The 25,798-nt window shown below is 43.3% G+C and carries 30 protein-coding genes; 3 read left to right on the top strand and 27 right to left on the bottom strand.

Annotated features, from left to right (window positions below; all coding sequences use genetic code 11):
- Window positions 1-2: 2 nt before the first annotated feature.
- Window positions 3-380, bottom strand: coding sequence for a DUF1798 family protein (locus H7968_RS06005; protein WP_227395306.1), 378 nt, complete (start codon window positions 378-380; stop codon window positions 3-5).
- Between the two features lie 154 nt (window positions 381-534).
- On the opposite strand from H7968_RS06005, the gene recU reads away from it, so the two are divergent.
- Together recU and H7968_RS05995 are read left to right on the top strand one after the other, a co-directional pair.
- Window positions 535-1,155: a Holliday junction resolvase RecU gene (gene recU, locus H7968_RS06000; RefSeq protein ID WP_227395305.1), complete on the top strand. Its 621-nt coding sequence runs from the start codon at window positions 535-537 to the stop codon at window positions 1,153-1,155.
- 15 nt (window positions 1,156-1,170) lie between these two features.
- Window positions 1,171-3,882 (top strand): PBP1A family penicillin-binding protein, encoded by a 2,712-nt coding sequence (locus tag H7968_RS05995; protein ID WP_227395304.1) that lies wholly within the window; start codon window positions 1,171-1,173, stop codon window positions 3,880-3,882.
- 19 nt (window positions 3,883-3,901) lie between these two features.
- Here the strand turns inward: H7968_RS05995 and H7968_RS05990 are convergent, their stop codons facing one another.
- The 18 genes from H7968_RS05990 to H7968_RS05905 form a co-directional block, all read right to left on the bottom strand.
- Window positions 3,902-4,393, bottom strand: coding sequence for a YpoC family protein (locus H7968_RS05990; RefSeq protein WP_227395303.1), 492 nt, complete (start codon window positions 4,391-4,393; stop codon window positions 3,902-3,904).
- On the bottom strand, window positions 4,390-5,046 hold the full coding sequence (nth, locus tag H7968_RS05985) for an endonuclease III (protein ID WP_227395302.1): 657 nt from the start codon (window positions 5,044-5,046) through the stop codon (window positions 4,390-4,392). Before nth ends, H7968_RS05990 begins: the two co-directional genes overlap by 4 nt.
- Window positions 5,047-5,067: 21 nt before the next feature.
- Window positions 5,068-5,697, bottom strand: coding sequence for a DnaD domain protein (locus tag H7968_RS05980; RefSeq protein WP_406566396.1), 630 nt, complete (start codon window positions 5,695-5,697; stop codon window positions 5,068-5,070).
- Between the two features lie 154 nt (window positions 5,698-5,851).
- The gene (gene asnS, locus H7968_RS05975) at window positions 5,852-7,144 is read right to left on the bottom strand and encodes an asparagine--tRNA ligase (RefSeq protein WP_227395300.1); all 1,293 of its coding nucleotides are present in this window, start codon (window positions 7,142-7,144) and stop codon (window positions 5,852-5,854) included.
- Between the two features lie 98 nt (window positions 7,145-7,242).
- The gene (locus H7968_RS05970) at window positions 7,243-8,436 is read right to left on the bottom strand and encodes a pyridoxal phosphate-dependent aminotransferase (protein WP_227395299.1); all 1,194 of its coding nucleotides are present in this window, start codon (window positions 8,434-8,436) and stop codon (window positions 7,243-7,245) included.
- 17 nt (window positions 8,437-8,453) lie between these two features.
- Window positions 8,454-8,927, bottom strand: coding sequence for a cell wall elongation regulator TseB-like domain-containing protein (locus tag H7968_RS05965; protein ID WP_227395298.1), 474 nt, complete (start codon window positions 8,925-8,927; stop codon window positions 8,454-8,456).
- 11 nt (window positions 8,928-8,938) lie between these two features.
- Window positions 8,939-9,109, bottom strand: coding sequence for a YpmA family protein (locus H7968_RS05960; RefSeq protein WP_227395889.1), 171 nt, complete (start codon window positions 9,107-9,109; stop codon window positions 8,939-8,941).
- Window positions 9,110-9,170: 61 nt separating this feature from the next.
- Window positions 9,171-11,942, bottom strand: a complete 2,772-nt coding sequence (gene dinG, locus H7968_RS05955; RefSeq protein ID WP_227395297.1) for an ATP-dependent DNA helicase DinG — start codon at window positions 11,940-11,942, stop codon at window positions 9,171-9,173.
- 30 nt (window positions 11,943-11,972) lie between these two features.
- Window positions 11,973-12,359 (bottom strand): aspartate 1-decarboxylase, encoded by a 387-nt coding sequence (gene panD, locus H7968_RS05950; protein ID WP_134371366.1) that lies wholly within the window; start codon window positions 12,357-12,359, stop codon window positions 11,973-11,975.
- On the bottom strand, window positions 12,344-13,207 hold the full coding sequence (gene panC / locus H7968_RS05945; protein ID WP_227395296.1) for a pantoate--beta-alanine ligase: 864 nt from the start codon (window positions 13,205-13,207) through the stop codon (window positions 12,344-12,346). The genes panD and panC overlap by 16 nt, the downstream gene beginning before the upstream one ends.
- Window positions 13,204-14,043, bottom strand: a complete 840-nt coding sequence (gene panB / locus H7968_RS05940) for a 3-methyl-2-oxobutanoate hydroxymethyltransferase (protein ID WP_227395295.1) — start codon at window positions 14,041-14,043, stop codon at window positions 13,204-13,206. Before panB ends, panC begins: the two co-directional genes overlap by 4 nt.
- Window positions 14,044-14,267: 224 nt before the next feature.
- Complete coding sequence (locus H7968_RS05935; protein ID WP_227395888.1) at window positions 14,268-15,242, bottom strand: biotin--[acetyl-CoA-carboxylase] ligase; 975 nt, start codon at window positions 15,240-15,242, stop codon at window positions 14,268-14,270.
- Window positions 15,212-16,414: a CCA tRNA nucleotidyltransferase gene (locus H7968_RS05930; protein WP_227395294.1), complete on the bottom strand. Its 1,203-nt coding sequence runs from the start codon at window positions 16,412-16,414 to the stop codon at window positions 15,212-15,214. Before H7968_RS05930 ends, H7968_RS05935 begins: the two co-directional genes overlap by 31 nt.
- Window positions 16,411-17,550, bottom strand: coding sequence for an N-acetyl-alpha-D-glucosaminyl L-malate synthase BshA (gene bshA / locus H7968_RS05925; protein WP_227395293.1), 1,140 nt, complete (start codon window positions 17,548-17,550; stop codon window positions 16,411-16,413). The genes H7968_RS05930 and bshA overlap by 4 nt, the downstream gene beginning before the upstream one ends.
- 2 nt (window positions 17,551-17,552) lie before the next feature.
- Window positions 17,553-18,239, bottom strand: coding sequence for a bacillithiol biosynthesis deacetylase BshB1 (bshB1, locus tag H7968_RS05920; protein WP_227395292.1), 687 nt, complete (start codon window positions 18,237-18,239; stop codon window positions 17,553-17,555).
- Entirely contained in the window at window positions 18,232-18,615 is a 384-nt protein-coding gene (mgsA, locus tag H7968_RS05915; protein ID WP_227395291.1) for a methylglyoxal synthase, read from the bottom strand. Before mgsA ends, bshB1 begins: the two co-directional genes overlap by 8 nt.
- A gap of 14 nt (window positions 18,616-18,629) precedes the next feature.
- A complete protein-coding gene (gene dapB, locus H7968_RS05910) occupies window positions 18,630-19,427 on the bottom strand; it encodes a 4-hydroxy-tetrahydrodipicolinate reductase (protein WP_227395290.1) in 798 nt (265 codons plus the stop codon).
- Window positions 19,427-19,762 (bottom strand): nucleotide pyrophosphohydrolase, encoded by a 336-nt coding sequence (locus H7968_RS05905; protein ID WP_227395289.1) that lies wholly within the window; start codon window positions 19,760-19,762, stop codon window positions 19,427-19,429. Before H7968_RS05905 ends, dapB begins: the two co-directional genes overlap by 1 nt.
- A 123-nt stretch (window positions 19,763-19,885) precedes the next feature.
- Between H7968_RS05905 and H7968_RS05900 the strand changes: the two genes are divergently transcribed.
- Window positions 19,886-20,755 (top strand): YitT family protein, encoded by an 870-nt coding sequence (locus H7968_RS05900; protein ID WP_227395288.1) that lies wholly within the window; start codon window positions 19,886-19,888, stop codon window positions 20,753-20,755.
- A 71-nt stretch (window positions 20,756-20,826) separates the two neighbouring features.
- Here the strand turns inward: H7968_RS05900 and H7968_RS05895 are convergent, their stop codons facing one another.
- The 8 genes from H7968_RS05895 to H7968_RS05860 form a co-directional block, all read right to left on the bottom strand.
- Window positions 20,827-21,504 carry a zinc metallopeptidase gene (locus H7968_RS05895; protein WP_227395287.1) on the bottom strand — a complete coding sequence of 226 codons (678 nt, stop codon included), beginning with the start codon at window positions 21,502-21,504 and terminating at the stop codon, window positions 20,827-20,829.
- A 56-nt stretch (window positions 21,505-21,560) separates the two neighbouring features.
- Entirely contained in the window at window positions 21,561-21,776 is a 216-nt protein-coding gene (locus H7968_RS05890; protein ID WP_227395286.1) for a sporulation protein YpjB, read from the bottom strand.
- A gap of 41 nt (window positions 21,777-21,817) precedes the next feature.
- A complete protein-coding gene (locus H7968_RS05885; RefSeq protein ID WP_227395285.1) occupies window positions 21,818-22,423 on the bottom strand; it encodes a DUF1405 domain-containing protein in 606 nt (201 codons plus the stop codon).
- 49 nt (window positions 22,424-22,472) lie between these two features.
- Entirely contained in the window at window positions 22,473-23,237 is a 765-nt protein-coding gene (locus H7968_RS05880) for a menaquinol-cytochrome c reductase cytochrome b/c subunit (RefSeq protein WP_227395284.1), read from the bottom strand.
- Between the two features lie 40 nt (window positions 23,238-23,277).
- Window positions 23,278-23,952 carry a menaquinol-cytochrome c reductase cytochrome b subunit gene (gene qcrB / locus H7968_RS05875; RefSeq protein WP_039809387.1) on the bottom strand — a complete coding sequence of 225 codons (675 nt, stop codon included), beginning with the start codon at window positions 23,950-23,952 and terminating at the stop codon, window positions 23,278-23,280.
- Window positions 23,953-23,969: 17 nt separating this feature from the next.
- A complete protein-coding gene (locus H7968_RS05870) occupies window positions 23,970-24,479 on the bottom strand; it encodes a QcrA and Rieske domain-containing protein (RefSeq protein WP_227395283.1) in 510 nt (169 codons plus the stop codon).
- A gap of 149 nt (window positions 24,480-24,628) precedes the next feature.
- A complete protein-coding gene (locus tag H7968_RS05865; RefSeq protein WP_227395282.1) occupies window positions 24,629-25,090 on the bottom strand; it encodes a YpiF family protein in 462 nt (153 codons plus the stop codon).
- Window positions 25,091-25,245: 155 nt separating this feature from the next.
- Window positions 25,246-25,785 (bottom strand): ReoY family proteolytic degradation factor, encoded by a 540-nt coding sequence (locus tag H7968_RS05860; RefSeq protein ID WP_227395281.1) that lies wholly within the window; start codon window positions 25,783-25,785, stop codon window positions 25,246-25,248.
- Window positions 25,786-25,798 lie beyond the last annotated feature (13 nt).

Below are 25,798 nucleotides of genomic sequence, written 5' to 3'. Positions count from 1 at the left end.
ATTCATTCACCACTGCCGGTGTGTCGGGATAAAGCCATTTCAACCTGACCAAGTACGTACCTGCTGGACTGTACATAGCTTTTGAATCTTTTATAGCTCGTTTCAGGAAAAAAACATTGCACCGTTACGAGCTCAAGATTATCGGCTGTGGCAAAAATCTGATTATGATGGATGTTTTTTTGCGGGTTTTTGATCAGCTGGTTGGACGTCTTTTCTTTCCACTCTGAAATTAATGCATGTGCCCGGTCTGCAAAAGGCTTTACCTCCTCATGAAAGTCACCTTTTTCATTTGTTTCTCTTCTTTTATTGTATTCTTCATCGGCCTGTTCAAGGATTGCGGCCAGTTGATTTGTTAAATCGAGAATTTCATTCATTTTCATCACTTTCACCTCTTTTTACGGCTTACGTTATTTTAACAGAAGCCATAAAAGTTGTAACTATTTCACTTTTTTAACGTCGGATTCTATAAGGGGTTTATGTAACATGGTTTGTACCTTACGTGCATGTGGTATGATGTTCAGGTGAGGTGTATGTATGGAATTTCATTATCCGAACGGAAAACCGTTTAGAAAACCAGCCGAAAAGAAACTATCAGGCAAGGAAAAATCTTATTCGCACGGCAAGCGCGGGATGACACTTGAAGAGGATTTAAATGAAACAAACGATTACTATGTAGCGAGTGGACAGGCTGTCATTCATAAAAAGCCTGTACCTGTACAGATCGTAACAGTCGATTATCCTAAACGAAGTGCCGCCGTTATTAAAGAAGCGTATTTTAAACAGGCTTCCACTACCGACTATAACGGTGTTTATAACGGATACTATATCGATTTTGAAGCGAAGGAAACGAGAAACAAAACCTCCTTCCCTCTTCAGAATTTTCACCAGCATCAGCTGGATCATATGGAGCAGGTAACAAAACAAAAAGGGATCGCCTTTGTCATTATCAGGTTTTCTTCCACCGAGGATATTTATTTAATGCCGTATAAACAGTTGAGAATTTTTTGGAATCGCATGCAAAAAGGCGGCAGGAAATCCATGACAAAGGAAGAAGTGGAGGAAAATTCCTATGCAATACCACTCGGCTTGCATCCGCGAATTGATTATCTTAAAATTATAGATCATTTGATTAAATCAAATGATGAGCAGGATTGAAAGTGAGGAAAAGAGATGGCTGACTATAAATCAAGGGAAGAAAAGAGAAATGCTCAAAAGTCTTCCAGTAAGAAAAAAGTGAAGAAAAAGAAATCAAAAGGCTCGATCTTTAAACGGATTATCATTTCCGTTTTTGTATTGGGTCTTGCAGGGCTTTTATTCGGAGGGGGTTTATTCGCTTATTATGCTTCACAGGCCCCTGAACTGAATGAAGAGGATTTTATAGATCCAATTACAACTGAGATTGCCGATGTCAATGGTGATGTATTCGCCCGCATTGGCGCTGAAAACCGTGATATGGTTACTTATGATGAGATTCCGGCAACTGTCGAAAATGCCGTTTTGGCAATCGAGGATAACCGCTTTTATGAGCACCAGGGTGTCGACTTCTTTCGTCTGATGGGTGCTGTACTTGCAAATCTTCGAGAAGGATTCGGTGCAGAAGGTGCCAGTACACTCACACAGCAGGTGATCAAACAATCTGTCCTGACTCCAGAAAAATCATTGGAGCGTAAAGCACAGGAAGCTTGGCTTGCCTACCAGCTGGAACAGGAATATGATAAAGAACAAATTTTCGAGATGTATGTGAATAAAATCTATTACTCTGATGGCATTTATGGCATTAGAACGGCTTCACAGTATTATTACGGGGTGGATCTGAATGAACTTGAAGTTCATCAGGCAGCTCTTCTTGCCGGGCTTCCACAGCGTCCTAACGCTTACAATCCTTATGAAAATCCCGATCTTGCTAAGGAACGTCGGGATATTGTGTTAAGACAAATGAACAACCATGGAAAAATTGATGAAGAAACCATGAACCAGGCAATTGAAACAGATATCATGGACGGCATCGTAGAACGTGGTGAAGGACTGGAAAATGCAAGAGGCCAGCTTTCAGCCGAGGAATCTAAATATGATGCGTTCGTAGATGTCGTACTTGATGAAGTTGAAAAGCTTGAAGATGTCAATCCATATGAAGATGGACTGAAAATTTATACAACACTTGATCCGAAAGCCCAGGAATCAGTAGAAAGTGCATTAAATGATGGAAGTATTCAATTTCCGGCTGATATGAATGGATCAAGAGCACAGGCTGGTGTTACATTATTAGATACACAAAGCGGTGCCATTCGTGCAATTGGTGGCGGTCGCGGATATGGTGAAGAGGTCGCCCGTGGTTACAATTTCGCAAAAGATCAGACTTCTCAGCCTGGTTCAGCGATTAAACCACTTTTAGACTATGCACCTGCCATTGAATTTCTTGACTGGTCTACAGCGCAAACAATTGTAGATGAACCTTATACTTTTTCAGATGGTTTTGAACCTGGAAACTATGATGGTCAGTTTAAAGGACCTATGACGATGCGAGATGCTTTAGCAGACTCAAGAAATATTACTGCGATTAAAGCTTATTTAGAAGTTGGACAGGAGCAGGGCACTGAGTTCCTACAGCAGATGTGGGATTTTGACCCTAATAATTATGGTTGTGGCGACGTATTATGTGAAAGTGCCGCAATTGGAGGCTCTCCGGAAGTTAATACGATTGATATGGCTGCTGCCTATGCATCCTTTGGTAATAAAGGGGTTTACAATGAACCATACGCGATCACGTCTATTGAATTCAGAGATGGCTCTTCAATTGACACTGAACCTGAAAATGAAGTAGTGATGAAGGATTCAACTGCTTATATGATGACAGATATGTTGAAGGATGTTTTGGAGCCAGGTTCAACTGGTGAACTCGCACAGGTAAATGGTTTGCCACTTGCCGGTAAATCAGGAACGACTAACTACCCTGCCGATATCAGGGCGGCAAATGGTATTCCTAATAACGGTGCACCGGATTCATGGTTTGCCGGTTATTCAACACAATACACAGCTGCAGTATGGCTTGGGTATGATCAGAACAAAAACACAGAAAACTATCTGACGCCTCAGGACAGATACGTCTCTCAATATTTATTCAGAGACATTATGGCTGCCGTCCATGAGGGCGTTGAAACACCGGATTTCGAACGACCTGAAAGTGTTGTGGAGGTTGAAATTGAAAAAGGCACCTCCCCTGTTCAGCTGGCAAGTGAATTCACACCGGATGATCAGAAATCAACTGAACTGTTTGTAAGAGGAACAGAACCAACCACTGTATCTGAAGAATTCGTTATTGATGATTTAGCTGTTCCTTCAAATCTGCAGGCTGAATACAACGAGGAAAATGGAAATATTCAGCTGACGTGGGACCATCAGCAGGAAGAGAATGATGACCGTAATGTAGAATTCGAAGTGACAGTAAGTGTTGATGGTGGTGAACCTCAGGAGCTTGCCGTAACAGAGCAGAATGGCTTAAACGTTGAACAGGCTCAGCCTGGATCAGCCTACACCTTTACTGTTACTGCTATCGCTGGTGACGAACGAAGCGAATCCGCAGGCGTCAACATTGAAATCACCGACTCTCAAAATGAAGAAGACGAACAGAATAATGAAGAGAATAACGGTGAAAATGGCGAAGGCGAAGGACAAGGTGAAGGTAACGGCGAAGGAAATGGCAATGATGGAAACAACGGCAACGGAAATGATAATGGTGAAACCGGTGATGGCGGCACAGAAGACGGAGCGCCTACAGATGGCTCAACCGATGAAAATACTGATACCCCAACTGAAGAAGAACCGGAAAACCCTGAAGGAGACGGCACTGCCGACAGTACTTCAGAAGAAGAAAGCGGACAATAAAACCTACAAAAAAAGAGCCCTAGCGGCTCTTTTTTTTCATGGCAACTTTTTTAGCAGCCATCTTATGCATCTCAGTCATCATCTCATCCAGCTGAATGAAAGAAAAATAAACGGCAGGTCTTTTTAAAACAAACTGAATTCTTTCTTTCGGGTTTACAATTTTAACTTCAAGATGATCCAGCTCAGATTCCCAGTCATACACATTCACATATTTTTCATTTGTCCAGAAAAGAAGTGTTAAAAACAGGGATAACCCTTTTACCATTAGATCATGCGTCTCCTTTGGACGATCTTCAAAAAGTGGTCTCATCACATCTGCAAGACGCTTCCATTCCCCGATGATAACCGGAATCAACTTTTCAATATCATCCCACGGTGTCTCTTCTTCAGCCCGGGCAATCATATCCTCTATAAAACTCGGTTCAAAGGCAGATTGTCTGACGACTGTTTGATCCTTTTCATCATAGAACAGAGGATGTCTGTATGCTTGATGCAATTCGTACTCCGTCATGATCCGCTCACCTTCTTTAAACGTTTTTTACCTTCCCGGCATAAATGAGCGAGCGGACACTGACTGCAATTTGGATTTTGTGCTTTGCAGTGATAGCGGCCAAAAAAAATCATTCTATGGTGCGTAACAGACCATTCATCCTTTGGCACTTTTCTCATCAATGTTTTTTCAACTTCGAGTACGGAATCCTTCCACCTGCACATACCAAGCCTTTTTGAAATTCTCTCAACATGGGTATCAACCGCAATGGCAGGCCAGTCAAACGCAACTGACATCACTACATTAGCCGTTTTCCTTCCAACTCCAGGCAGTGTCTGCAGTTCAGCATGGTCCTCAGGAATTTCACCGTTATAATGTTCGATCAGTCTCTCACATAAATTGCGGATGTGTTTTGCTTTGTTACGATAAAGACCGATAGAGCGGATATCCTGCTGCAGCTCCTCAAGAGACACATTCAGATAATCCTCCGGTGTTTTATATTTTTTAAATAAATCTGCCGTCACTTTGTTAACGAGGGCATCTGTACATTGTGCAGAAAGAAGTACCGCGATCGTTAACTCAAATGCATTTTCATGGTTCAGTTCACAGTGTGCATCAGGAAACATCTCAGCCATTTCGTCAAGGCATTCCCTGATTTGAACTTTGGTCAGCATCTGATTCCCCCCTTGTTGTATTTAATTTTCAAGCCAATTGTAAAACGGGGCAGGTCCCTCAGATGATTCTTCGGGTTTTTTTGCAGGCTTTCTGAAGTTTTCGCTGTGTTTTCTTATTTCCTCAACTGATTTAATACCTTTTTTCTTCCATTCAAACAATATGCGGTCTATATAGCGGAAGTTCAGTTTATTAGAAATAACAGCTTCTCTTAACGCTGCCTTTATGACAAGGGTGGAGTGCTCATCCTGATCGATCCACATCGCCAGTGTCTCACATTCAAGCGGCGACAATGGTCTGCCGAATTCCTGTTCAAATAAGGAGTACAAGTCCGTCTGATTCTCCATGGTTTCTGCTACTTTTATTCTGTAGTTATCTTCAGCCAGCTTGAGCATTATACATTCCCATAACGGTTCAAGGGAATAGGACTCCGTCTGAATCCCGTCGATATCCTGTTTCTCAATCTTCAGATGATTTTTTTTGATTAATTTTTGAATGATTTTCAAACACTCAGATTCGGTAAGAGCCATCCGTTCCGAAAGTTGATCCGGAGTTGGAAACGACTCACCCCTTTCGACAAATGAATGGATCTGGATTATGAGCATACATTCCGTTTCCGACAGGTGTAATTTCCTGTAGTGTTCAAGCAGCATAACCGGAATGGAAGTATACCCTGCCTTAATCCATTCCTGCCAGGGTATTTGATGTGACAATGTGTAACCTCCTCATATAGAAAAAACTGCGATCCGTGGTTTGAAAAAGACCGAATTGCATTTAAGCATATCCGGTCTTTTACACTGATTCTAATTATGGATACAGTCTGTTAAGCAGTCGTGGGAATGGAATGGATTCTCTGACGTGTTCAACGCCACTGATCCATGCAACCGTCCGCTCAAGTCCCAGACCGAACCCTGAATGTGGTACGGAACCGTATTTACGTAATTCGGTATACCATTTGTAAGCCTCAGGCTCGAGCTTATGTTCTTCAATTCTCTTCTCGAGTAGTTCAAGATCATGAATACGCTCTGAACCACCAATGATTTCTCCATAACCTTCAGGAGCAATCAGATCGGCACATAACACTACATCCTCCCGCTCAGCGTCAGGCTGCATGTAAAATGGCTTCAGGCTTGTAGGATAATGTGTGATAAATACCGGCTTGTCAAATGCTTCTGCAATGGCAGTCTCATGCGGCGCACCGAAATCATCGCCCCATTTAATATCATCAAAGCCCTTTTCATGAAGGAATTCAAGCGCTGCATCGTACGTAATACGAGGGAATGGCGCCTTGATTTTTTCAAGGACGGAAGTATCTCTTCCGAGTCTTGTCAATTCAAGCTGACAGTTTTTCAATACAGACTGAACGATAAAAGATACATACTCTTCCTGAACCTTCAGGTTATCCTCGAATTCATAAAAAGCCATCTCAGGTTCAATCATCCAGAATTCAATCAGGTGACGGCGTGTTTTTGACTTTTCTGCCCGGAATGTAGGTCCGAACGAGAAAACTTTACCAAGCGCCATAGCAGCAGCTTCCATATACAGCTGTCCGCTTTGAGAAAGATAGGCATCCTCATCAAAATATTTCGTATGGAAAAGCTCAGATGTTCCTTCCGGCGCACTGCCTGTCAGGATTGGCGGATCCACTTTTACAAAGCCTTCCTGGTTGAAAAACTCATAAGTAGCGCGGATAATTTCATTTCTGATTTTCATCACGGCATGCTGTCGGTTTGAACGCAGCCACAGGTGGCGATGGTCCATCAGAAACTCAGTTCCGTGCTCCTTCGGTGTAATCGGGTAGTCAACAGCCTGATGAATCACTTCAACATCCTTGACTTCAAGCTCATATCCGAAAGGAGATCTTGTGTCCTCTTTCACTACACCTGTCACATAAAGTGAAGATTCCTGAGTCAGCCCTTTTGCTTTTTGAAAAATATCTTCTCCAACATCACTTTTTACAACCACACCCTGGATAAATCCGGAGCCATCACGCAGCTGTAAGAATGCGATTTTACCGCTTGAACGTTTATTTCCAAGCCATGCGCCAATTTTCACTTCCTGGCCGACATAGCTTCCTGCCTGAGCAATTGATATCTTCACAGTGTTTCCCTCCAACGACTTATGACGGTTAAAACCGCCTGTTATTTTCCTTTACGTATTATACAGTTGTTCAACGTGTGATTCAATGCGCTGTCACGTTAATTCTTTTGATTCGTCTCTACGTATTGTCTGATGCGTTTTAACGCTTCCTCAAATGAGTTCAGGTCAGTCGCATAGGAAAGGCGGATGTTTTCCGGTGCACCAAATCCTGAACCGGGAATCACAGCTACATTTGCTTTTTCAAGCAGGCCTTTAGCAAAATCATCCACTGATTCAAACCCGCAGGCTTTTGCTGCGTCCATGACATTCGGGAATAAATAAAAAGCTCCCTGAGGTCGCTTACATCTGAAGCCCGGTATTGCCGTTACCTGATCAAACACTTTTTCAAGCCTCTTTTCAAACGACTGACGCATGACTTCAACGGGCTCCTGTGTGCCTGTATAAGCAGCAAGCGCACCGAACTGCGCCGTTGTCGTAGGATTTGAAGTTGAATGGCTAGCAAGGTTGGTCATCGCTTTAATAATGGCTTTGTCTCCTGCTGCATAACCAATTCTCCACCCTGTCATTGAATGGGATTTTGATACCCCGTTTACAAGGATTGTTTGATTTTTAAGTTCAGGCAGCAGTTCAGCAATAGAAAAATGCTTCGTCCCGCCATATAAAAGCTTTTCATAAATCTCATCAGACACGATCAAGAGGTTAAGCTCGAGACAGGCTTTGCCAATCTCCTCAAGCTCCTGTTTTGTGTAAACCATACCGGTTGGATTGCTCGGGGAATTAATGATGACAGCTTTTGTTCTGTCAGTAGCAGCAGCTTTAATCTGTTCTGCCGTTACTTTATAATCATTCTCTTCCAATCCTTCCACAAAAACAGGGTTGCCTCCTGCAAGCTTTACCTGTTCTGGATAGCTGACCCAGTAAGGCGTAGGGATCAGCACTTCATCTCCTTCGTTCAGCACAGCTTGAAACAGGTTATACAGTACATGCTTTGCACCGCTGCCTACAAAGATTTCAGCAGGCTCATAGCTTAAGTGCTGATCTTTTTGGAACTTATCCATAATCGCTTTTTTCAATTCAGCAGTACCTGCAGCAGGTGTATATTTTGTCTGCCCTGCTTTCATTGATTCGTAAGCCGCTTCAATGATGTGATCAGGGGTATTGAAGTCCGGTTCCCCGGCACCAAGTCCGATGACGTCTTTTCCTTCAGCACGCAGTTCTTTTGCTTTTGCTGTTATGGCAAGGGTCGTCGAAGGTGTTAATACTTTTACTCTGTCAGCTAAAAACTCATTCATCAAAGCGGTTCATCTCCTTATAAATTACGAATGGTTCTCCACCATTCTCCATCATCAAATTTAACGTAATAATAGTTCAACGTATCTTCCTGATCTTTATAAACAATTTCCCAGACAGGCCCAACGGATTCAAATCCGATTTTTGAAGATAAGATCTTTGCGGGTTCATCTTCAGCGTTAAGCATTGAAAGAACCTCCTCCTCTTCAATTCCCTCATCCAGCTGTCTCATTTCGATCTCAAGCTCATCGTTTTCCGGAATAAAAACAAGCAGCTGTTCCCCTTCCGGATCCGTTCCTTTCACAATAGAGTATACTTCACTGCCGTTAAAATGATAGCTATCTTCAACAGTGATATTAAACTCGGAACGGGCAATCTCTTCCGCCTGATTAAGCTGGTCTGAAAGCGGATGTCTGGCAATGAAAAACAGGATAATTAAGGTAGTGAGAAATACAGCGAAACATGAACTCAAAATGAGGATCCATTTTTTCATCTGTTATTCACCTACGTCCTGTAAATCGTAAACACAGCTTTTTTATCGTCATTTTTATCCAGTGCAAGTCCGAACATTAAATCCTGATGCTTCAATGTCCTGTTCAGCGCATCCACAATTTTATAAAGATCGGGCGTGTGCTGGACCGTGACTGTCGACATTATTTCAATTTTCTCACCCATATTTTCACTACTTTCCACTTTCATATTCACTCATACAGTATAACAGGTTTCAACCGTGTATTTACAGCCAATGTTCAATTTCCTCAATGATAGAATCAAGATTCCTTTCTTCGACATCAATGGAGGGAATGGAGTCTGTAAATGCACGCCCATAGGAAGCAGTGATGATCCTTCTGTCAAAAACGATAAAAACACCGCGGTCCTGTTCGTGCCTGATTAACCGTCCAAACCCCTGACGGAATCGCAATACAGCTTTCGGAAGGGATATTTCACTGAATGGATTTCTGTTATTTGCTTTTGCTATTTCCCATTGCGTACGTAGTAACGGCTCATCAGGTGGAGAAAACGGCAGTCTGACCATAATCAGACATGACAGGTTTTCCCCCGGAATATCGAGCCCTTCCCAGAAGCTCGAAGTCCCGAAGAGGATCGCCTTATCAAATTTCTGAAAGTTTTTTGAGAGCTTTGCCCTGCTGCCTGCTGTTATCCCCTGTGCGATCAGAACAAAGTCCTCCATCAAATTACTTTCTTTTATGAGTTCATAAGTGTTTCTCAGCATTTCATGAGATGTGAATAATATGAGCATTCTGCCGGCTGTTGCTTCCGCAATAACAGAAAGATGACTCGTAATCCATTCAACATATTCCTCAGGGGAAACAGCCTTGATATCAGGCAAATCCCCCGGTACCATCAGTCTGACCTGTTTCTGATAATCAAAAGGTGAAGAAAGCGCTAAACAGTCAGCAGAGGAATGCGTCAGACCGGTTGCATTCATAAAATACTGAAAGCTATTATTGACTGTTATCGTCGCACTGACTGCTGCAGCAGGCATTTCGTCTTTGAAAAATGCTGATTTTATTTTCCTGCTGATGTCAATTTCCCTCGCTGACATGGTCAGGCTGCCTGGAATAGATCGCATATCGCCTTCTGCCCAAATCACAAGATGATCTGACGAGCGTATAAACAAATTGCGGATCATCTCAATCATCTCATGCCATTCCTGCAAAAACGCATAGGCTTCTTCAACATCCGCCTTATGTTTATCCGTTAATTTCGAACGGTTTTTACGCAACTGATCAAGCATCGTCTCAAGCATGTTTCGCCAATTCTTCATTTCAGCGAGAAAACGTTCAAAGGCATATGATATCTTCAACCAGTCCCTGGATTCTTTTACATCCGGATCAAGCGCAAGCATATGCTTCTGGACGCCCGGCTTCCGCTTAACGTTTGTCTTAAACCAGGTTCCAAGCTGATGAAAGGAAGCATCCGCCTCGTCATTCAGCCTGTCAAATTCCACTTCGCCTTCTGCAGTGGACACGCCTGCCTTCTTTGCCGCTGCCTGCAGTCTCGTGTAAATGCTGTCTCCAGATGATGGTGACAGCTGACCGATGGCAAATTTAATTTTCATAAAGTCCAGCTGAACACCCCACTGCTTTCTGCTGACATCCTCGAGATGATGAGCTTCATCAATCATCAGATATTGATAGTCAGGCAGGAGCTTCTGATCCTTCAGCTGGTCAGACGCAAGCAGGGAATGATTCGTAATGATTACATCAGCCTCTTTTGCAAGAGATACAGACCAGGCGAAATAATCATGTTTCTCCCACGGGTCTTCCTCCCGGTTCAGAAACCAGCCATTATGGGAAATACGGTTCCAAAACAGTAAACCTCCCCCGGTCAGGTTTAATTCATCCCCGTCTCCGGTTTCGGTCTCAGTGAGCCAGGTCAGAATCTGCATCTTGGTCAGGACGATGTCATATTGAGGATCTTCCTCCTGCAAGGACTGATCATATTTCATCATATGTATATAATTGCTCTTGCCTTTTAACACAGCAAATTGAACAGATCCGTTCAGTAAACGCTGAATGTCTCTGATTGCATTGTCCTGCATCTGTGCCTGTTGATGAAGCGTATGGGTCGTGATCACTGTTCGGTGACCCTCTCTGGCTTTTATCACCGCAGGAATCAACAGACCATGCGTCTTACCGATTCCTGTTCCTGCCTCAATGACAGCATGCTTTTTTTGCTCAAATGAATGCAGAATATGATGAATCATCTTTAATTGGGCATCGCGTTTTACATAGCCGGGAAGCAGCTGTTTCAGGAAGGGCTCCGCATCAAGTGGACCGTATTGATCCGTTTTACGATCAGGTCTGACTTTTTTCCGGATCGCAATCCCTCTGAACACTTCCAAATGCGCGGGCAGATCCTCAAGTTTTTGTTTTTTCACAGCAATCAGGTGATTAAACAACACATGGATATCACTTTTTAAGTAAACGGACTCCCTTGCCAGCCGCTCGAGTGTGACTAACGGCATTGTAAGAGCTTTTGATACGAGAGATAAAAACAGCTGTGCGGTAGCAAGAGCGTCGCTGTCAGCCTGATGGGGCCGGTCATGATCCAGCTCGAAATCAGCTGTCAGGTCCGTCAGCTTAAAACTCCCGACGGTAGGCAACAGCACTCTTGAGAGCTCAACAGTATCCAGTACGAGACCGGACCAGCTGTTAAACCCTGCAAGATTCAGTTCCCCATTTAAAAACGGGAGATCGAAATGAATATTATGGGCAACAAAAACAGCTCCCTCCAGTTTTGATAAAACCTCGGGAGCGATTTGTTCAAATGAAGGAGCTGCTGTAACATCCTGATTTTTAATCCCCGTCAGCTCCGTGATGAAAACCGGAACAGGCTGCATCGGATTGACGAAGGATGACCAGGTTTCCACTACCTGATTATTTTCAATCAGGACGATCGCAATCTGGATCATACGGTCTCCTTTTTTAACCGAATTGCCGGTCGTTTCGATATCAACCACCGCTAATTTTTTTGATTCCATCACCTTCACAGCCTTTTTCTTAACGTCAACTTAATTCATTACGGTTGCCTGAGGCTCGTAATCGATCATTTCAGTAATTTCGTTTTTCTCATTCATAATGGCCACTTTCGGCTTATGAAGCTTTGCCGCCTCGTCCTGGATCATCATATAAGAGATGACGATAATGACGTCTCCCTCCTGAACAAGTCTTGCTGCAGCACCATTTACACACATGACACCGCTGCCTCTTTCACCTTTAATAATATACGTTTCAAATCTTGCACCATTATTATTATTGACGATTTGAACTTTTTCATTAGGATACATACCAACTGCATCCAGAATATCCTCATCAATTGTAATGCTGCCAACATAATTTAGATTCGCTTCTGTAACACGCGCTCTGTGGATTTTACCGCTCATCATTGTCCGAAACATGATGACTCCTCCTCTACTGTAAATATGATGTTATCAATCAAACGTGCTTTCTCAAACTTTACAGCCGCTGCAATGATGATCTGACCGGTCTTTTCCACCGGCTTGTGCAGATCCGGATAAGACCAGATTTCCGCATAATCAATCACACCTGATGTTTTGCTGATTTCATTTTTGATTGTTTGTAACGCTTCATCTATGCCATGCTCGAGATACGCTGCTTTCGCCTCGGTGAGCGCTTTATAAATCATCGGCGCTTCTTTTCTTTCTTGTGGAGATAAATAAACGTTACGTGAGCTTTTTGCCAGTCCGTCTGCTTCTCTAACCGTTTCAACCGGTACAATGTCCACAGGGATCCGGAAGCTTGATACAAGTCCCTGAACGACGGCTACCTGCTGGGCATCCTTTTGCCCGAAAAAGCTTTTATCCGGCATCACAAGGTTAAAGAGAATCGTAAGAACCGTCACCACCCCGTCAAAGTGACCCGGCCGGGATGCACCGCACAGGACATCAACGCGGCTTGCTGCTTTTAGCTGCACTGATAATTCCCCGGGGTAAAGTTCTTTTACGTCCGGGTAAAACAAGTAATCAACGCCATGCTTCTCTGCGAGTTCTGAGTCCCGCTTAAAATCCCGCGGATATCGCTCAAAGTCTTCACCCGGTCCGAACTGAAGAGGATTCACGAAAATACTCATCACTGTCACGTCACATGACGAAACGGACTTTTGCACTAATTGCAAGTGACCTTCATGAAGAAAACCCATTGTCGGAACGAAGCCGATTGTTTTCCCTTCGCGCTTTAATGAACGCGAGAGCTGTTGCATGTCGTCTGCTGATTGAATAATTTTCACTTTCCATTTCCTCCATACAAGGCGATCCGCTGTTCTTCGTTCAGGTTAAAGGAATGCTCGGCTGAAGGAAATACCTCCTGTTTTACATCCTCATGATAGTGTCGTAACGCATCTACAATCTGAGGATACACATCTCCGTATTTTTTAACGAATTTAGGGAGCCTGTGATCTCCGTAACCGATAAGGTCATGGAAAACAAGTACCTGGCCATCTGACTGAACACCTGCACCGATGCCGATTGTCGGCACCTGTAGTTCTTTTGAAACCTGCTCTGTAATCTGCTGTGGGATACACTCCAGGACAACTGAAAAAGCACCGGCATTTTGACAGTCAACAGCATCTTTTATCAGCTGTTTTCCCTGTTCGGCTGTTTTTGCCTGTACCTTAAAGCCACCAAGTACGCCTGCACTCTGAGGGGTTAATCCAAGATGTGCCATCACAGGGATGCCTGCATCAGTCAACGCTTCAATCATCGGTACAACATCTTTAGCACCTTCAACTTTTACAGCATGGGCCCCTGTTTCCTGAAGAAGCCTTGCTCCCGCTTTGAGCGTCTCTTCTCTTGAAAGGTGATAAGTCATAAACGGCATGTCTACCACAATAAATGAATCCGGTGCGCCGCGTTTCACCGCTTTTGTATGATGAATCATATCTTCTATCGTAACGGGAACGGTTGAATCATAACCGAGAACAACCATTCCTAATGAGTCCCCGACCAGAATCATGTCGATTCCGGCAGCTTCAGCCGCTTTTGCCGCGGGGAAATCATAGGCTGTCACCATTGAGATCTTTTCGTTATTCTGTTTCATTTTTAAAAAATCAGTCGTACTTTTCACCATTTCTCCTCCTTAACATTCAGAGGGGTGCAAAATGAACACATAAATAAATCCTTCCGTTGTAGACAGAAGGATACCGTGTTTTCATTTCGATCCTCTGTCCCTGTCACAATGGATCAAGGCAGAATTTTTTTGTTTTCAGCTATTGGCAAAGGTGCAGTTCACAATGATACTGCCCACCGTTAGTATAACAGATCATGCGCAATTCCTGCCAAAATAAAATTTTATTCGATATCTGCAGAGTAGATTTTATGCGTTTTACCTGATTGATCGACTAATAGCAGGACGCCTTCCTCCGTAATACCAGAAGCATAACCTGTGATTTCATCGTTCAATGTCCGGGCGGTGATGGTCCTTCCAATCGTTACAGCATATGATTCCCATTTAGCCTTGATCGGCACAAAACCTTCTTCCATGTAAATGGCATAATACGTTTCAAGATTCTTCATTATGGCCTGAATAAGGGAAGAACGTGAAAACTGCCTGTTGCCTTCAATGGCGAGTGAAGTTGCGATCGAACTCAGTTCAGACGGGAAATCTTCCCGGGACTGATTCACGTTAATACCCATTCCAATGATCAGTGAGTGAATCTGTTCACTGTCCGCCTGAAGTTCTGTGAGGATGCCAGTCACCTTTCTTCCTTCGATTAAAAGATCGTTCGGCCATTTAATATCTACCTTCAGCTCGCAAACTTCTTTGATTGCCTCCACGATCGCTACAGCAGCAATCAAAGTGAATTGAGGTGCCTTTTGCGGGGGAAGGAGCGGTCTCAATAACAGGCTCATCCAGATTCCGGTCCCTTTCGGTGAATGCCACTGTCTGGCCATTCTCCCCCGGCCTGTTACCTGTTCTTCAGCAATCACAAGCGTACCTTCCGGAGCCTTCTCCTGCGCCAACTGGTGCGCAATTTTCTGTGTTGATTCAACTGACTCGAAATAATGAACCGTTCTGCCAAGCGTCTCAGTCTTCAAACCAAGTAATAAATCACTTTCTTTTATTGAATCACCTTTACTGACGAGACGGTAACCCTTTTTTCTTTTTGACTCGATCACAAACCCCGCTTGTCTTAAATCCTCAATATGCTTCCAGATCGCTGTCCTTGAACAGCCGGCTTTTTCAGCAAGCTCCTGACCCGACAGGAACTGGTCCCCACCGGAGGATAGTGCTGTTAAAATTGATCGTCTGATTTCAGAAACCATGTTTTCACCCATTCCTTAATCTCTGCTTCACTGTTTCCTAATCGCTGATACAGTATGTCCATCTCTATCTGGCTTAACGCCTCTTTTACCCACGGGCCGCCTTTTTGTCCTGTCCAGCTGATCAGGTCTGTCCCGGTTGCTTTTATATCCTTTTTAGATCTGATTGGCATTTTTTCATGATCCTTGCGTATTCTCTCCAGATCAGGCTGAATTTGATGAACAACGGCGTATATTTTTTCAGCCGAGATGAGATGTTCCAAGTCATACTGATAGCGGATTTCAATTGGAAAATATCCTTTTTTTCTGACTGACAAAAGCTCATAAATGGAGTGAAGTTTTTGAATAAAACGATTTGAATACCTCCATGCCTTCAGCAGCTGTTTCACATGATCCTTTTTGTCCAGAGCGTATATAAGGACCAGGCGTTCTTCACCGTTTAACACAGTCCAGTCAACTTGTGTTAAACGGTCGATCGTATCCTGTCCTTCCAAAAGCCGGGGCAAATAAGGTAAGAGCCCTGTTTCCATCAACACATTCAACCCGGCAATCATATGTGCTCCTGCAAGCAGTTTATCGAGCTCCATGCGTTTGCGTTCAACTGCCACATGCTCAAGCAGATGGGCCAGTTGTATCATGGCCTGCCGGGTGTCACGATCGAGAGAAAATCCAAGCTGAGCTGCAAACCTTGCTCCCCTTAACATTCTTAGAGCATCTTCTGAGAACCTTTCATCAGCAGAGCCAACTGTGCGAAGGATTTTTCTCTCTAGATCTGTCGTCCCTTGAAATAAATCAATAATCTTGTAATCAGCAGTCATCGCCATCGCATTAATGGTAAAATCCCTTCTTTTCAGATCTTCCTTCAGTGATCTGACAAAGGATACGTGATCTGGCCGTCTGAAATCTGTGTATGCTGATTCAGTCCTGAAAGTAGTGATTTCATATTGCCCAAGTTCCGTTAATACAAGGACTGTCCCGTGATCAATTCCTACATCAACCGTTCTTTCAAATACACCCTTCACTTCTTCAGGTGTCGCAGAAGTGGCAATATCTATATCGTGGATCGCTCGACCAAGAATATGATCCCTTACACATCCTCCAACAAAATAGGCTTCAAATCCGGATGATTCAAGGCTTTTCAAAACAGGTTTCGCCTGTTCGAATAATGGATTCATTTGAGACTACCCTCTTCCAGAAGACTCAGGTACAGTTTCTCATACTGCTTGACGATGGTACTCGAATGAAAATCATTTTGAACCGTGACTACCGCCTGTCTTGAAAATGAAGCATGGAGTGTCTCATCACCCAGCAGACGGATTGCTTTTTCACTTAAGGTTTCAATATCCCCTACTTCAGCTGTATAACCGTTGATTCCGTCCCATATGACTTCCGGAATGCCTCCTGCAGTTGTACCAACGCATGGGACACCGCACGCCATCGCTTCAAGTGCAACGAGGCCAAAGCTTTCTTTTTCTGATAGAAGCAGCATGAGATCACTGATTGAATACAGTTCCTCAAGGTTATCCTGCTTTCCAAGAAACAAAACGGAATCTTTTAACTTCAATTCATCGACTTTTTTTAAGACTGCTGACATTTCAGGACCATCACCGGCTAGAATTAATTTCGCCGGCATCTCAGACCTGATCCTGGCAAATACGTCGATGACATCAGGGACGCGCTTCACCTTTCGGAAATTGGATACATGGATGATCACTTTTTCATGTTCCTGAATCCCGTAATCTTTTTTCAAATAGTCAGATTGAACTTTCCGGTAGATCCGCTCATCCACAAAATTATATAAAACATGAATAGTCTTATCCGGCGCTATCAGGCTGCTTGTCTGATCAACCAGCGCGTGAGAAACTGCCGTTACCTCATCAGAACCTTCTATTCCGAACCGGATGGCTTTTGTTAACGTATCATCAACACCGAGTACCGTAATATCAGTACCGTGAAGCGTTGTTACGATTTTTACGTTCGACTTTGCCATCTGTTTACCTAAAATCGCACAGACCGCATGAGGAATTGCATAATGGACGTGCAAAATGTCCAGCTCTTCCCTTTCAATCACGTCCGCCATTTTATTAGCCAGTGCAATATCATAGGGAGGATACTGAAAAACAGAATAATGATTCACCTCAACCTGGTGAAAGTATATATTTGAATACATTTTGTTCAGCCGGAATGGAATACTTGATGTGATGAAATGGATTTCATGTCCTTTTTCAGCAAGAAGTTTTCCAAGCTCTGTTGCAATAACACCGGACCCTCCAACTGTCGGGTAACAGGTTATGCCGATTTTTAATTTCATAATCAGTCTCCTAGCATTTCACGATTCAATATGAGGGGAAAAGGGCTGATAAAGCCTTCTGCGTATTTAACTCCTGCTTCTTTTCCAAACACTTTGTCCCTTGCGATCACACTTTCGATATATTGATCGGTGAGGGGGGTTTCTACACCGTCTAGAGGAGTAAACTGACTTTTATAAGCCATCAGTACTTCCTGTTTACGCACGATCAGACTGGATATATCAACAACAAAATCCGGTTTATGTACACCATTGATCATATAATAATAAAGCTTCGCCTTATGGGGTGCATGCTCCGGTAAAATTTTTCGTATCCCTGCTGAAAAAACAGCCTCTTTTATGAGCTGTGAGGCATTTCCATGATCAGGATGACGATCGATATAATAAGGAGCAAACACTGCCTGAGGCTTCACTTCACGAATAACGCTTACGAGCGCGTTTATGTTTTCTTCATTCAGCTGAATATTCCGGTCCGGCATTTCGAGATTAATTCTTTTATCAGCACTTAAAAGAGTCGCTGCTTTTTCCGCTTCAAGCAGCCGGTTTTCAGGTGTGCCATTAGAGGAGCGCTCCGCACGGGTCAGATCACAGAGAACACTGGTTTTCCCCTGTGCACGCCAGTTCAGGAGCGAACCGGCCATCCCGATTTCAATATCATCGGAATGTGCGCCGACTGCTAAAATATCAGCCATGCTCTATCTCACCTCTGATAATTCCCTGAATCAGAATTTTTGCTGTACCGATGTTAGTTGCCATCGGAATTTTATAAACATCACCGAGTCTGACAAGTGCTGATACATCAGGTTCATGAGGCTGTGCCGTCAGCGGATCACGGAAAAAGAACACAGCATCGAGCTCCTGATTGGCGATCCTCGCACCAATTTCCTGGTCTCCTCCAAGCGGTCCTGACTTAAACCGGTGTACCGGAAGACCGGTCAATTCTGTAATTCGTTTTCCAGTTGTACCTGTAGCAAATAACTCATGCTGCCCAAACTCTTCTTTATGAAGGTCAACAAATGTCAAAAGTTCCTCTTTCTTTTCATCGTGTGCAATCAGTGCGATTCTCATGTCAAAACAACCCCTTAATCCAGAATATTTTCGACGCCGTATACAAGTTCTTCAAGATTCATAACCGTTTCGATACAAAGCTTAACACCTGACATAAATGATTTTCTGTCATGAGAATCGTGGCGGATTGTCAACAGTTGACCCTCTCCTCCAAACATGACCTGCTGATGAGCGACAAGACCTGGAAGTCTTACACTGTGTACCCTCATGCCATCCATTTCAGCCCCTCTGGCACCCTGAATCGTTTCTTTTTCATCGGGGTGTCCCTGCTTTTTGGATGAACGCTGTTCACGAATCATTTCTGCTGTTTTTAAAGCCGTTCCGGACGGTGCATCCAGCTTCTGATCATGATGCATTTCAATGATTTCAATGTCACTGAAGTACTTGGCTGCCATCTGTGAAAATTTCATCATAAGTATGGCACCTACAGCAAAGTTCGGAGCGATAATGGTTCCAAGCTTTTTTTCTTTGGACAGCTCCTTCAGTTCATTAAGTTCATCTTTCGTAAATCCTGTTGTTCCGATCACCGGGCGAACGCCGTGCTGCAGAGCTGTTCTGGCATGGAGATAACCTGTTTCAGGTGTTGTCAGATCGACCAGTACATCCGGAATAGTTTCATCAAAACAGAGACCCGGATCCGTATAAATTTTCACATCAGAACTGAATCCGTCCAGCTCACTTAATAGCTGCTGATCATATTTACGGTCAATCACACCTGCAAGCGTAAGATGTTCAGACTGTTCAATAAGCTGAACTGCTTCCCTTCCCATTTTCCCTCTCGGTCCGGCAATGACGACTGATATTTTTTCCATTACGCTTCCTCCTTCTTCGTCCAGCGGTCTTTATCTCGTGTAGTAAATTTCTTCATAACGCGGTTATGGGCATTTTCAAGGCTGATCCCCTGCTCGTTTGCAAAACATGTTAGGACAAAAAGCAGATCACCTAACTCTTCTTCAATGGTGCTTTCATCTTCAGTTTTCTTTTTTGGTTTTTCACCATAGTGATGGTTAATCTCACGCGCCAGCTCTCCGAGTTCTTCAGACATTCTCGCGAGCATGGCAAGGGGACTGAAATAACCTTCTTTAAACTGGCCTATGTAATCGTCTACTTCCTGCTGCATGTCACCGAGTGTTTTTTCACTTCTCATTTTCATCTCTCCCTGCATTGCTATTATCTGTATACCTCGACTATAATTATTTGTGGCTTTATCAAAAGGTTCCGTAAAACCGGTTATCCAAAATACACATGTTAAAGAAAGGGGGAAAATGTTTTGTTTGGCTTAAAATTAAAAAACATTTTATTTATTTTATTCGGATCCGCTGTATTCAGCTTCGGCATTGTTCATTTTAACATTCAGAACAACTTAGCTGAAGGAGGTTTCACCGGAATTACGCTTTTATTATACTTTATTTTCGATTGGAAACCTTCCATAACGAACTTATTGCTGAATATTCCTGTATTTTTAATCGGCTGGAAACTTCTTGGAAGAAAATCCTTTTTGTATACTCTGATCGGGACAGTCGGCGTATCGATCTTTCTGGAGGTATTTTATATTTATCAGTTCAGCATTCCGTTATCAAATGATTTGTTTCTCGCAGCACTCTTTGCCGGTGCTTTTATCGGAATCGGACTTGGTATTATTTTCAGATACGGTGGAACAACCGGTGGAGTGGACATTATAGCCCGTCTAGCTAAAAAATATATTGGCTGGAGTATGGGGCGGACGATGTTCATCTTTGACGCAGGTGTTATTTTACTCTCGCTACTGACGTATTTGAACTATCGTGAGGGGATGTACACATTAGTTGCTGTTTTTGTTGGTGCGAGAGTCATTGACTTCATGCAGGAAGGTGCCTACACGGCAAGAGGTGCGATGATCATCTCACCTTTGCAAAAACAGATTGCTGACAAAATTGCTTCAGAGATGGATCGTGGTGTAACCGTTTTGACGGGATACGGGCATTATTCCAAGGAACAACGGGAAGTGCTTTATTGCGTAGTCGGCCGTAATGAACTCGTCCGTCTGAAAAATATTATTACCTCCGTTGACCCACACGCCTTTGTATCTGTCACAGACGTTCACGATGTACTCGGAGAAGGCTTCACACTCGACGAAAACAAAAAACCGATAGATATCTAAGTCCCAATGATGGGAATGGAAACAAAAAACATAATTAGAACAAAAAAAAGACTGCATGAGAGCAGTCTTTTTTAATCGTCTCCGTTCATTCCGACAAACATCAGGATGAAACGAAGAAGTTCAAGTAATGCGATCAGCGCTGCTGCGACATATGTCAGAGCTGCAGCGTTTAATACTTTCTTGGCATGTGGTTCTTCTTCATTACGGATCAGCCCTGAGCTGACCATTTCGTTCATCGCACGATTCGAAGCATCAAACTCCACCGGCAGCGTTACGAACTGGAACAAAACTGCTGCTGCGAAGAAAACAATACCACCTAGCATGAATTCTGCAGAACTTAACAAAATACCCGCAAGAATCAGGATAAATGAAAAATTCGACCCGAGATTCGCAACCGGAACAAGCTTATGTCTGAATCTCAGGAAAGCGTAGTCCTGTGCGTCCTGAATAGCATGTCCCACTTCATGGGCCGCTACAGCAGCACCTGCCACTGACATTCCATGATAGTTATCTGGGGACAATACGATTTCTTTAGTACGGGGGTTATAGTGATCACTCAGAAATCCTCTGCCAGGCTTTACAGTCACATCATAGATCCCGTTATCGTGAAGAATTCGTTCTGCTACTTCGGCACCGGTCATATATGCCGTCGTCTGAACTTTTGAATACTTCTTATACGTCCTTTTCACACGGCTGTTTGCCCATAGCGGCAAAATTAAAATCAGTGCGAAATAAATCAAAATTTCCATTCAGACCCTCCATTACATACGTTTGATTAAATTTTACCTTTGCTGCTCATTTAGTGTCAATTGTTATGATCACGAATATTCTTTCTATTTCTTTCTCCGACATATTTTCGCCATGAAACATAGCACAACGTTGATATAACCGAAGTTGAAATAAATAATCCCAGAAAAAGCATCGGATGCATACTTTCAGAACGCCCGATGATGAAGTGAATCAGATCCTGAAGAGTGTGAATAATTAATGAACCGGAAAATAAAACCGTTAATTTGTACATAGACTCCCCTCCATAATCTAAATTATGCAAGGGATGTTTCATTAAGTCGTCAACTGTAAAGATCTTTCGTAACGATTATTTCTCAGGACAAGTAACCAGGCAATAAAGATCGAGGCAACGCTGAGCCAGAAAGTAAAATAACCGATTCCCATGATCATTTCTTCCAAACGGGAGTAAACAGGGTATTGCATAAATACGTAGTCAATGACGTCATTGTGCAGTGTCCAGATGCCGGCTGCGATCAGGTGCCAGGTTTTAAACGTATAGTATGGGGCGTACAGGAGACCCTGCAGGGCCATTGCCGAATGCGAGAATATTAACATCCACATGTCCGGCGTTAAGTTGCCGGTTACCTGCCAGGTCAAGAAGTTCATCACGACAGCCCAGATCCCATATTTAAACAGCGTGATAATCGCGAGCGCCTCCATCAGTCTCCACCTCTTACCAATCAGATAAAAGAAAATAACGATCGTAAAAAAGAGACTTGCTGTCGGACTGTCCGGCACGAATATGTAAAAGACCGGTTTTGTTTCAGATAACTGTGGTTCATACCAGATATAACCGTATATCGTTCCCCCGAGGTTCACTAAAAACAATAACCATAAAAAAATCCGGTTTTCCAGCCAGGAATAAATAAACTCTCTCATTTATTTCTCTCCTCGTAAAAAAAAGAGCCGGTTTCCCGACTCTTTTTTGTTATTCAGCAGATGGGTCAGAAATGAAGTTTGCAAGCTCCTGCAATTCTTCATCCGTACCCTGGAATAGTCCTGCAGGCATTGCACCCTGACCATTCACAGCGATATTCGCAATTTCTTCAGGTGTAAGTCCAGTATCACCTAAAGCAGGTCCTGCCCCACCTTCAAGGTTAGCACCGTGACAGTTGATACAACCTTGTTCTTCATAGATTGCATAACCAGCAGCTTCAGTATTAATCTCAACTTCAGCTACGATTTCACCTTGTGTACGCTGAGTTTCCCAATCGTGATAAGCAACAGACTCCCAAGTAAGGAAAATTGTTGCTGCTACACCAAGAAGCATAAATCCAGTTGCTAGTGGACGCTTACCCGGTCTTCTTGCCGGTCCACGGTCCAGAAACGGAGCAAGTAATAGAGCTCCAAATGCAATACCAGGAATAACAAATGCACCAATTACGTTATATGGTCCTGATGCGAAATCATATTTTAAAAGCTGGTATAAGAATAGGAAATACCAGTCAGGAAGAGGAATATATCCTGCATCCGTTGGATCCGCTACACGTTCAAGCGGCGGTTCGTGGGCTACACACAGCGATAGAAAACCAATTAAGAAAACTGAGCCCACCAGCCATTCTTTTAATAGAAAGTTTGGCCAGAATGCTTCCGTTTTACCCGGAAACTCCGAATAGTCTTTTGGAATATTCGGTTTGCGGTTCGCAGGGACTCGCGAATCGCCTACAAATTTCATCCCTTTTCCGCGATGCATAGTTTTCCCTCCTTTTTATTGTCCAAGTGGTTCGGTCTTTTTACAGCGGGCCAGAAATACCCTGCTTACGAATCATGATAAAGTGGGCTGCCATCAGACCAAGTAATGCACCTGGCAGGAAGAAAACATGAATCGCGAAGAAACGAGTCAGTGTCTGAGCACCAAGGATTGACGCGTCTCCTGCAAGAAGAACCCTGATCTGCTCACCGATGAATGGTGTTGCAGCAGCAATTTCAATTCCTACTTTCGTAGCAAACAGTGCTTTCATATCCCATGGAAGAAGGTAACCGGTAAAGCCTAGTCCAAGCATGACAAAAAAGATAAGTACACCTACAACCCAGTTAAGCTCACGTGGTTTTTTATAAGCACCTGTGAAGAATACACGAAGTGTGTGAAGGAACATCATCACGATGACGAGACTGGCTCCCCAATGGTGCATACCGCGTACGATGACGCCGAATGCCACTTCGTTCTGTAAGTAATAAACAGATCGCCATGCATTTTCAATGTCCGGTACATAATACATGGTCAAGAACATTCCGGAAAGAATTTGGATTACGGTTACGAAAAAGGTAAGTCCTCCGAAGCAATAAACAAAAGCTGAGAAGTGATGAGCCGGGTTTACGTGTTCCGGCACTTCGTGGTCAGCGATATCTCGCCACATCGGGGTAATGTCTAACCGTTCATCGACCCAATCATAAATCTTGTTTAGCACCCATTACGCCTCCTTTACTATGCAATTGTGTTTGGTACTGTTTGTCCAAGCTGCAGAATTCCGTCGTCACCTACTCTGGTTTCGATCATATCAAGAGGAGCAGTTGGTGGTGTACCAGGAACATTTTTACCTGATTTCTCATAAAGTCCATTGTGGCATGGGCAGAAGAAACGGTTTGGTTCACTTTCAGTTCCTTCCCAGTTCACTGTACATCCTAAATGTTTACAAGTCGGATTAAGTGCTACAACATTCTGCTGTTCATCAAGATACACCCAAGCTGTTTTTGTTACTTCAGATGTATACCACGCATCCTTCTGCTCGTATGAAAAGTCAATACGAGTCGGTACGTCAGACAGTTCTTCAACTGATGTTCCCGTTGAGACAAAGTCTCCTCCAGCCTCAGCTGTCAATACAGGATCAATTGCAAAACGCACCATTGGCATCAGCATTCCTGCTGCCATGAAACCGCCTACACCCGTCAGTGTATAATTTAAAAATTGACGGCGTGAAACACGCTGGTTACTCATTTGTTTCCCCCCTCTATCTTCAGGTCAGTCCATCGGACATTTTTCGCACAAATATATAACTAGGACATATCCATGATATATCAATATATTAACAAGGTCAATAATCGGTTAAGCCTTTTCATTTCAACTATGTGAAGTTTTTTTGAACGTTAGTTCGCCTGCCATTTCCGGACGATTATTTTGACCAGCTGACTCACCTGATCCTCGACAATATTCTGCTTATATTTCGCATCCATATGCTCCATCGGGATGGACGGCATCCAGATGATATCCGCATCGAAATCCTGTTCATGTGCTCTCCAGTAGGAGTCGGCTGTGACAAAAATAATATTTTTAAATTCCTCTTTTTTAAACTGATCAATCCAATTGTGAAGTCTTTGATTTTTCTGTTCATCAGATTCTGTTGAAAAATAGGTGAATGGAGGAAGTAATAGCATCCTTCCTTTAAACTGCCTCTCTAATAAAGACGTCAGCAATGGAATAAATTCACCCTGTTCTGCCTCCTGCCTGGATGCGTCACCAAAGCTGACTGGTAAGAGTGGCACCGTTACCGTATCTATATATTTTTTCTCCTGAAAATACAAAGCAATTTCTTTACCGCTCCAAATCATAAAGCTTCCTCACTCCAGTCTCTTTTTATCCTTCCAAGTGTAACATTAGTTCGTTCATTCTGCAGATTATGTATGAATGGCATTTTCGCCATAAAAAAAGTCCTGCAGCTGTCCTTTTTATAACAGCTGCAGAACTGCTCATGCAGAGAAAAATATTAAAAACTTCTTTTCAGTTCTGAAGTCAGTTCCTGAAATCGGTCATAATCCTGCTCATCAAGCGCACGGTCAATTTCTTTCATCAGATGCTCCTTTTTAAAGGTCGACAGGCTCTCTTTTAAAAACTGCTCTGCCAGAATTCTGTCCTTGTCTGTGATCTTCACATACTTAGGCATAAAAGGATTCTCTTCGAGTACTGCTGCATACTGATGTGTCGAAAGGGACGATTGAAAATTAAGCTGAATGTAGATATCATCTTCCCTGTGAAGGCGGATATCGTGAAATGACTTCTCAGCATCGGTTGTCATGACGTTTCCTTTATAGAAACGGAATGGAACATCATCGGTACAGTTCGTTGACATGACAATACCCCTTGGGCAATACTGAGCCTCTTCAACAAAATGCAGGTTTTCCATCAGCTGATCGTGGCTCATCAGATAGTTCAGGATCCAAACGGATTCACGTTTCTTAAGCTGATAATGGGCAAGAAACCAGCGGATAAAATCCTTTTTCTCATTTATTGAAACAGATGCAGCCATGATATTCCCTCCT

Origin of the sequence: Jeotgalibacillus aurantiacus, assembly GCF_020595125.1 — a bacterium.
Classification (GTDB): Bacteria; Bacillota; Bacilli; order Bacillales; family Jeotgalibacillaceae; genus Jeotgalibacillus; species Jeotgalibacillus aurantiacus.
This window is presented reverse-complemented; position numbering and strand designations above follow the sequence as displayed.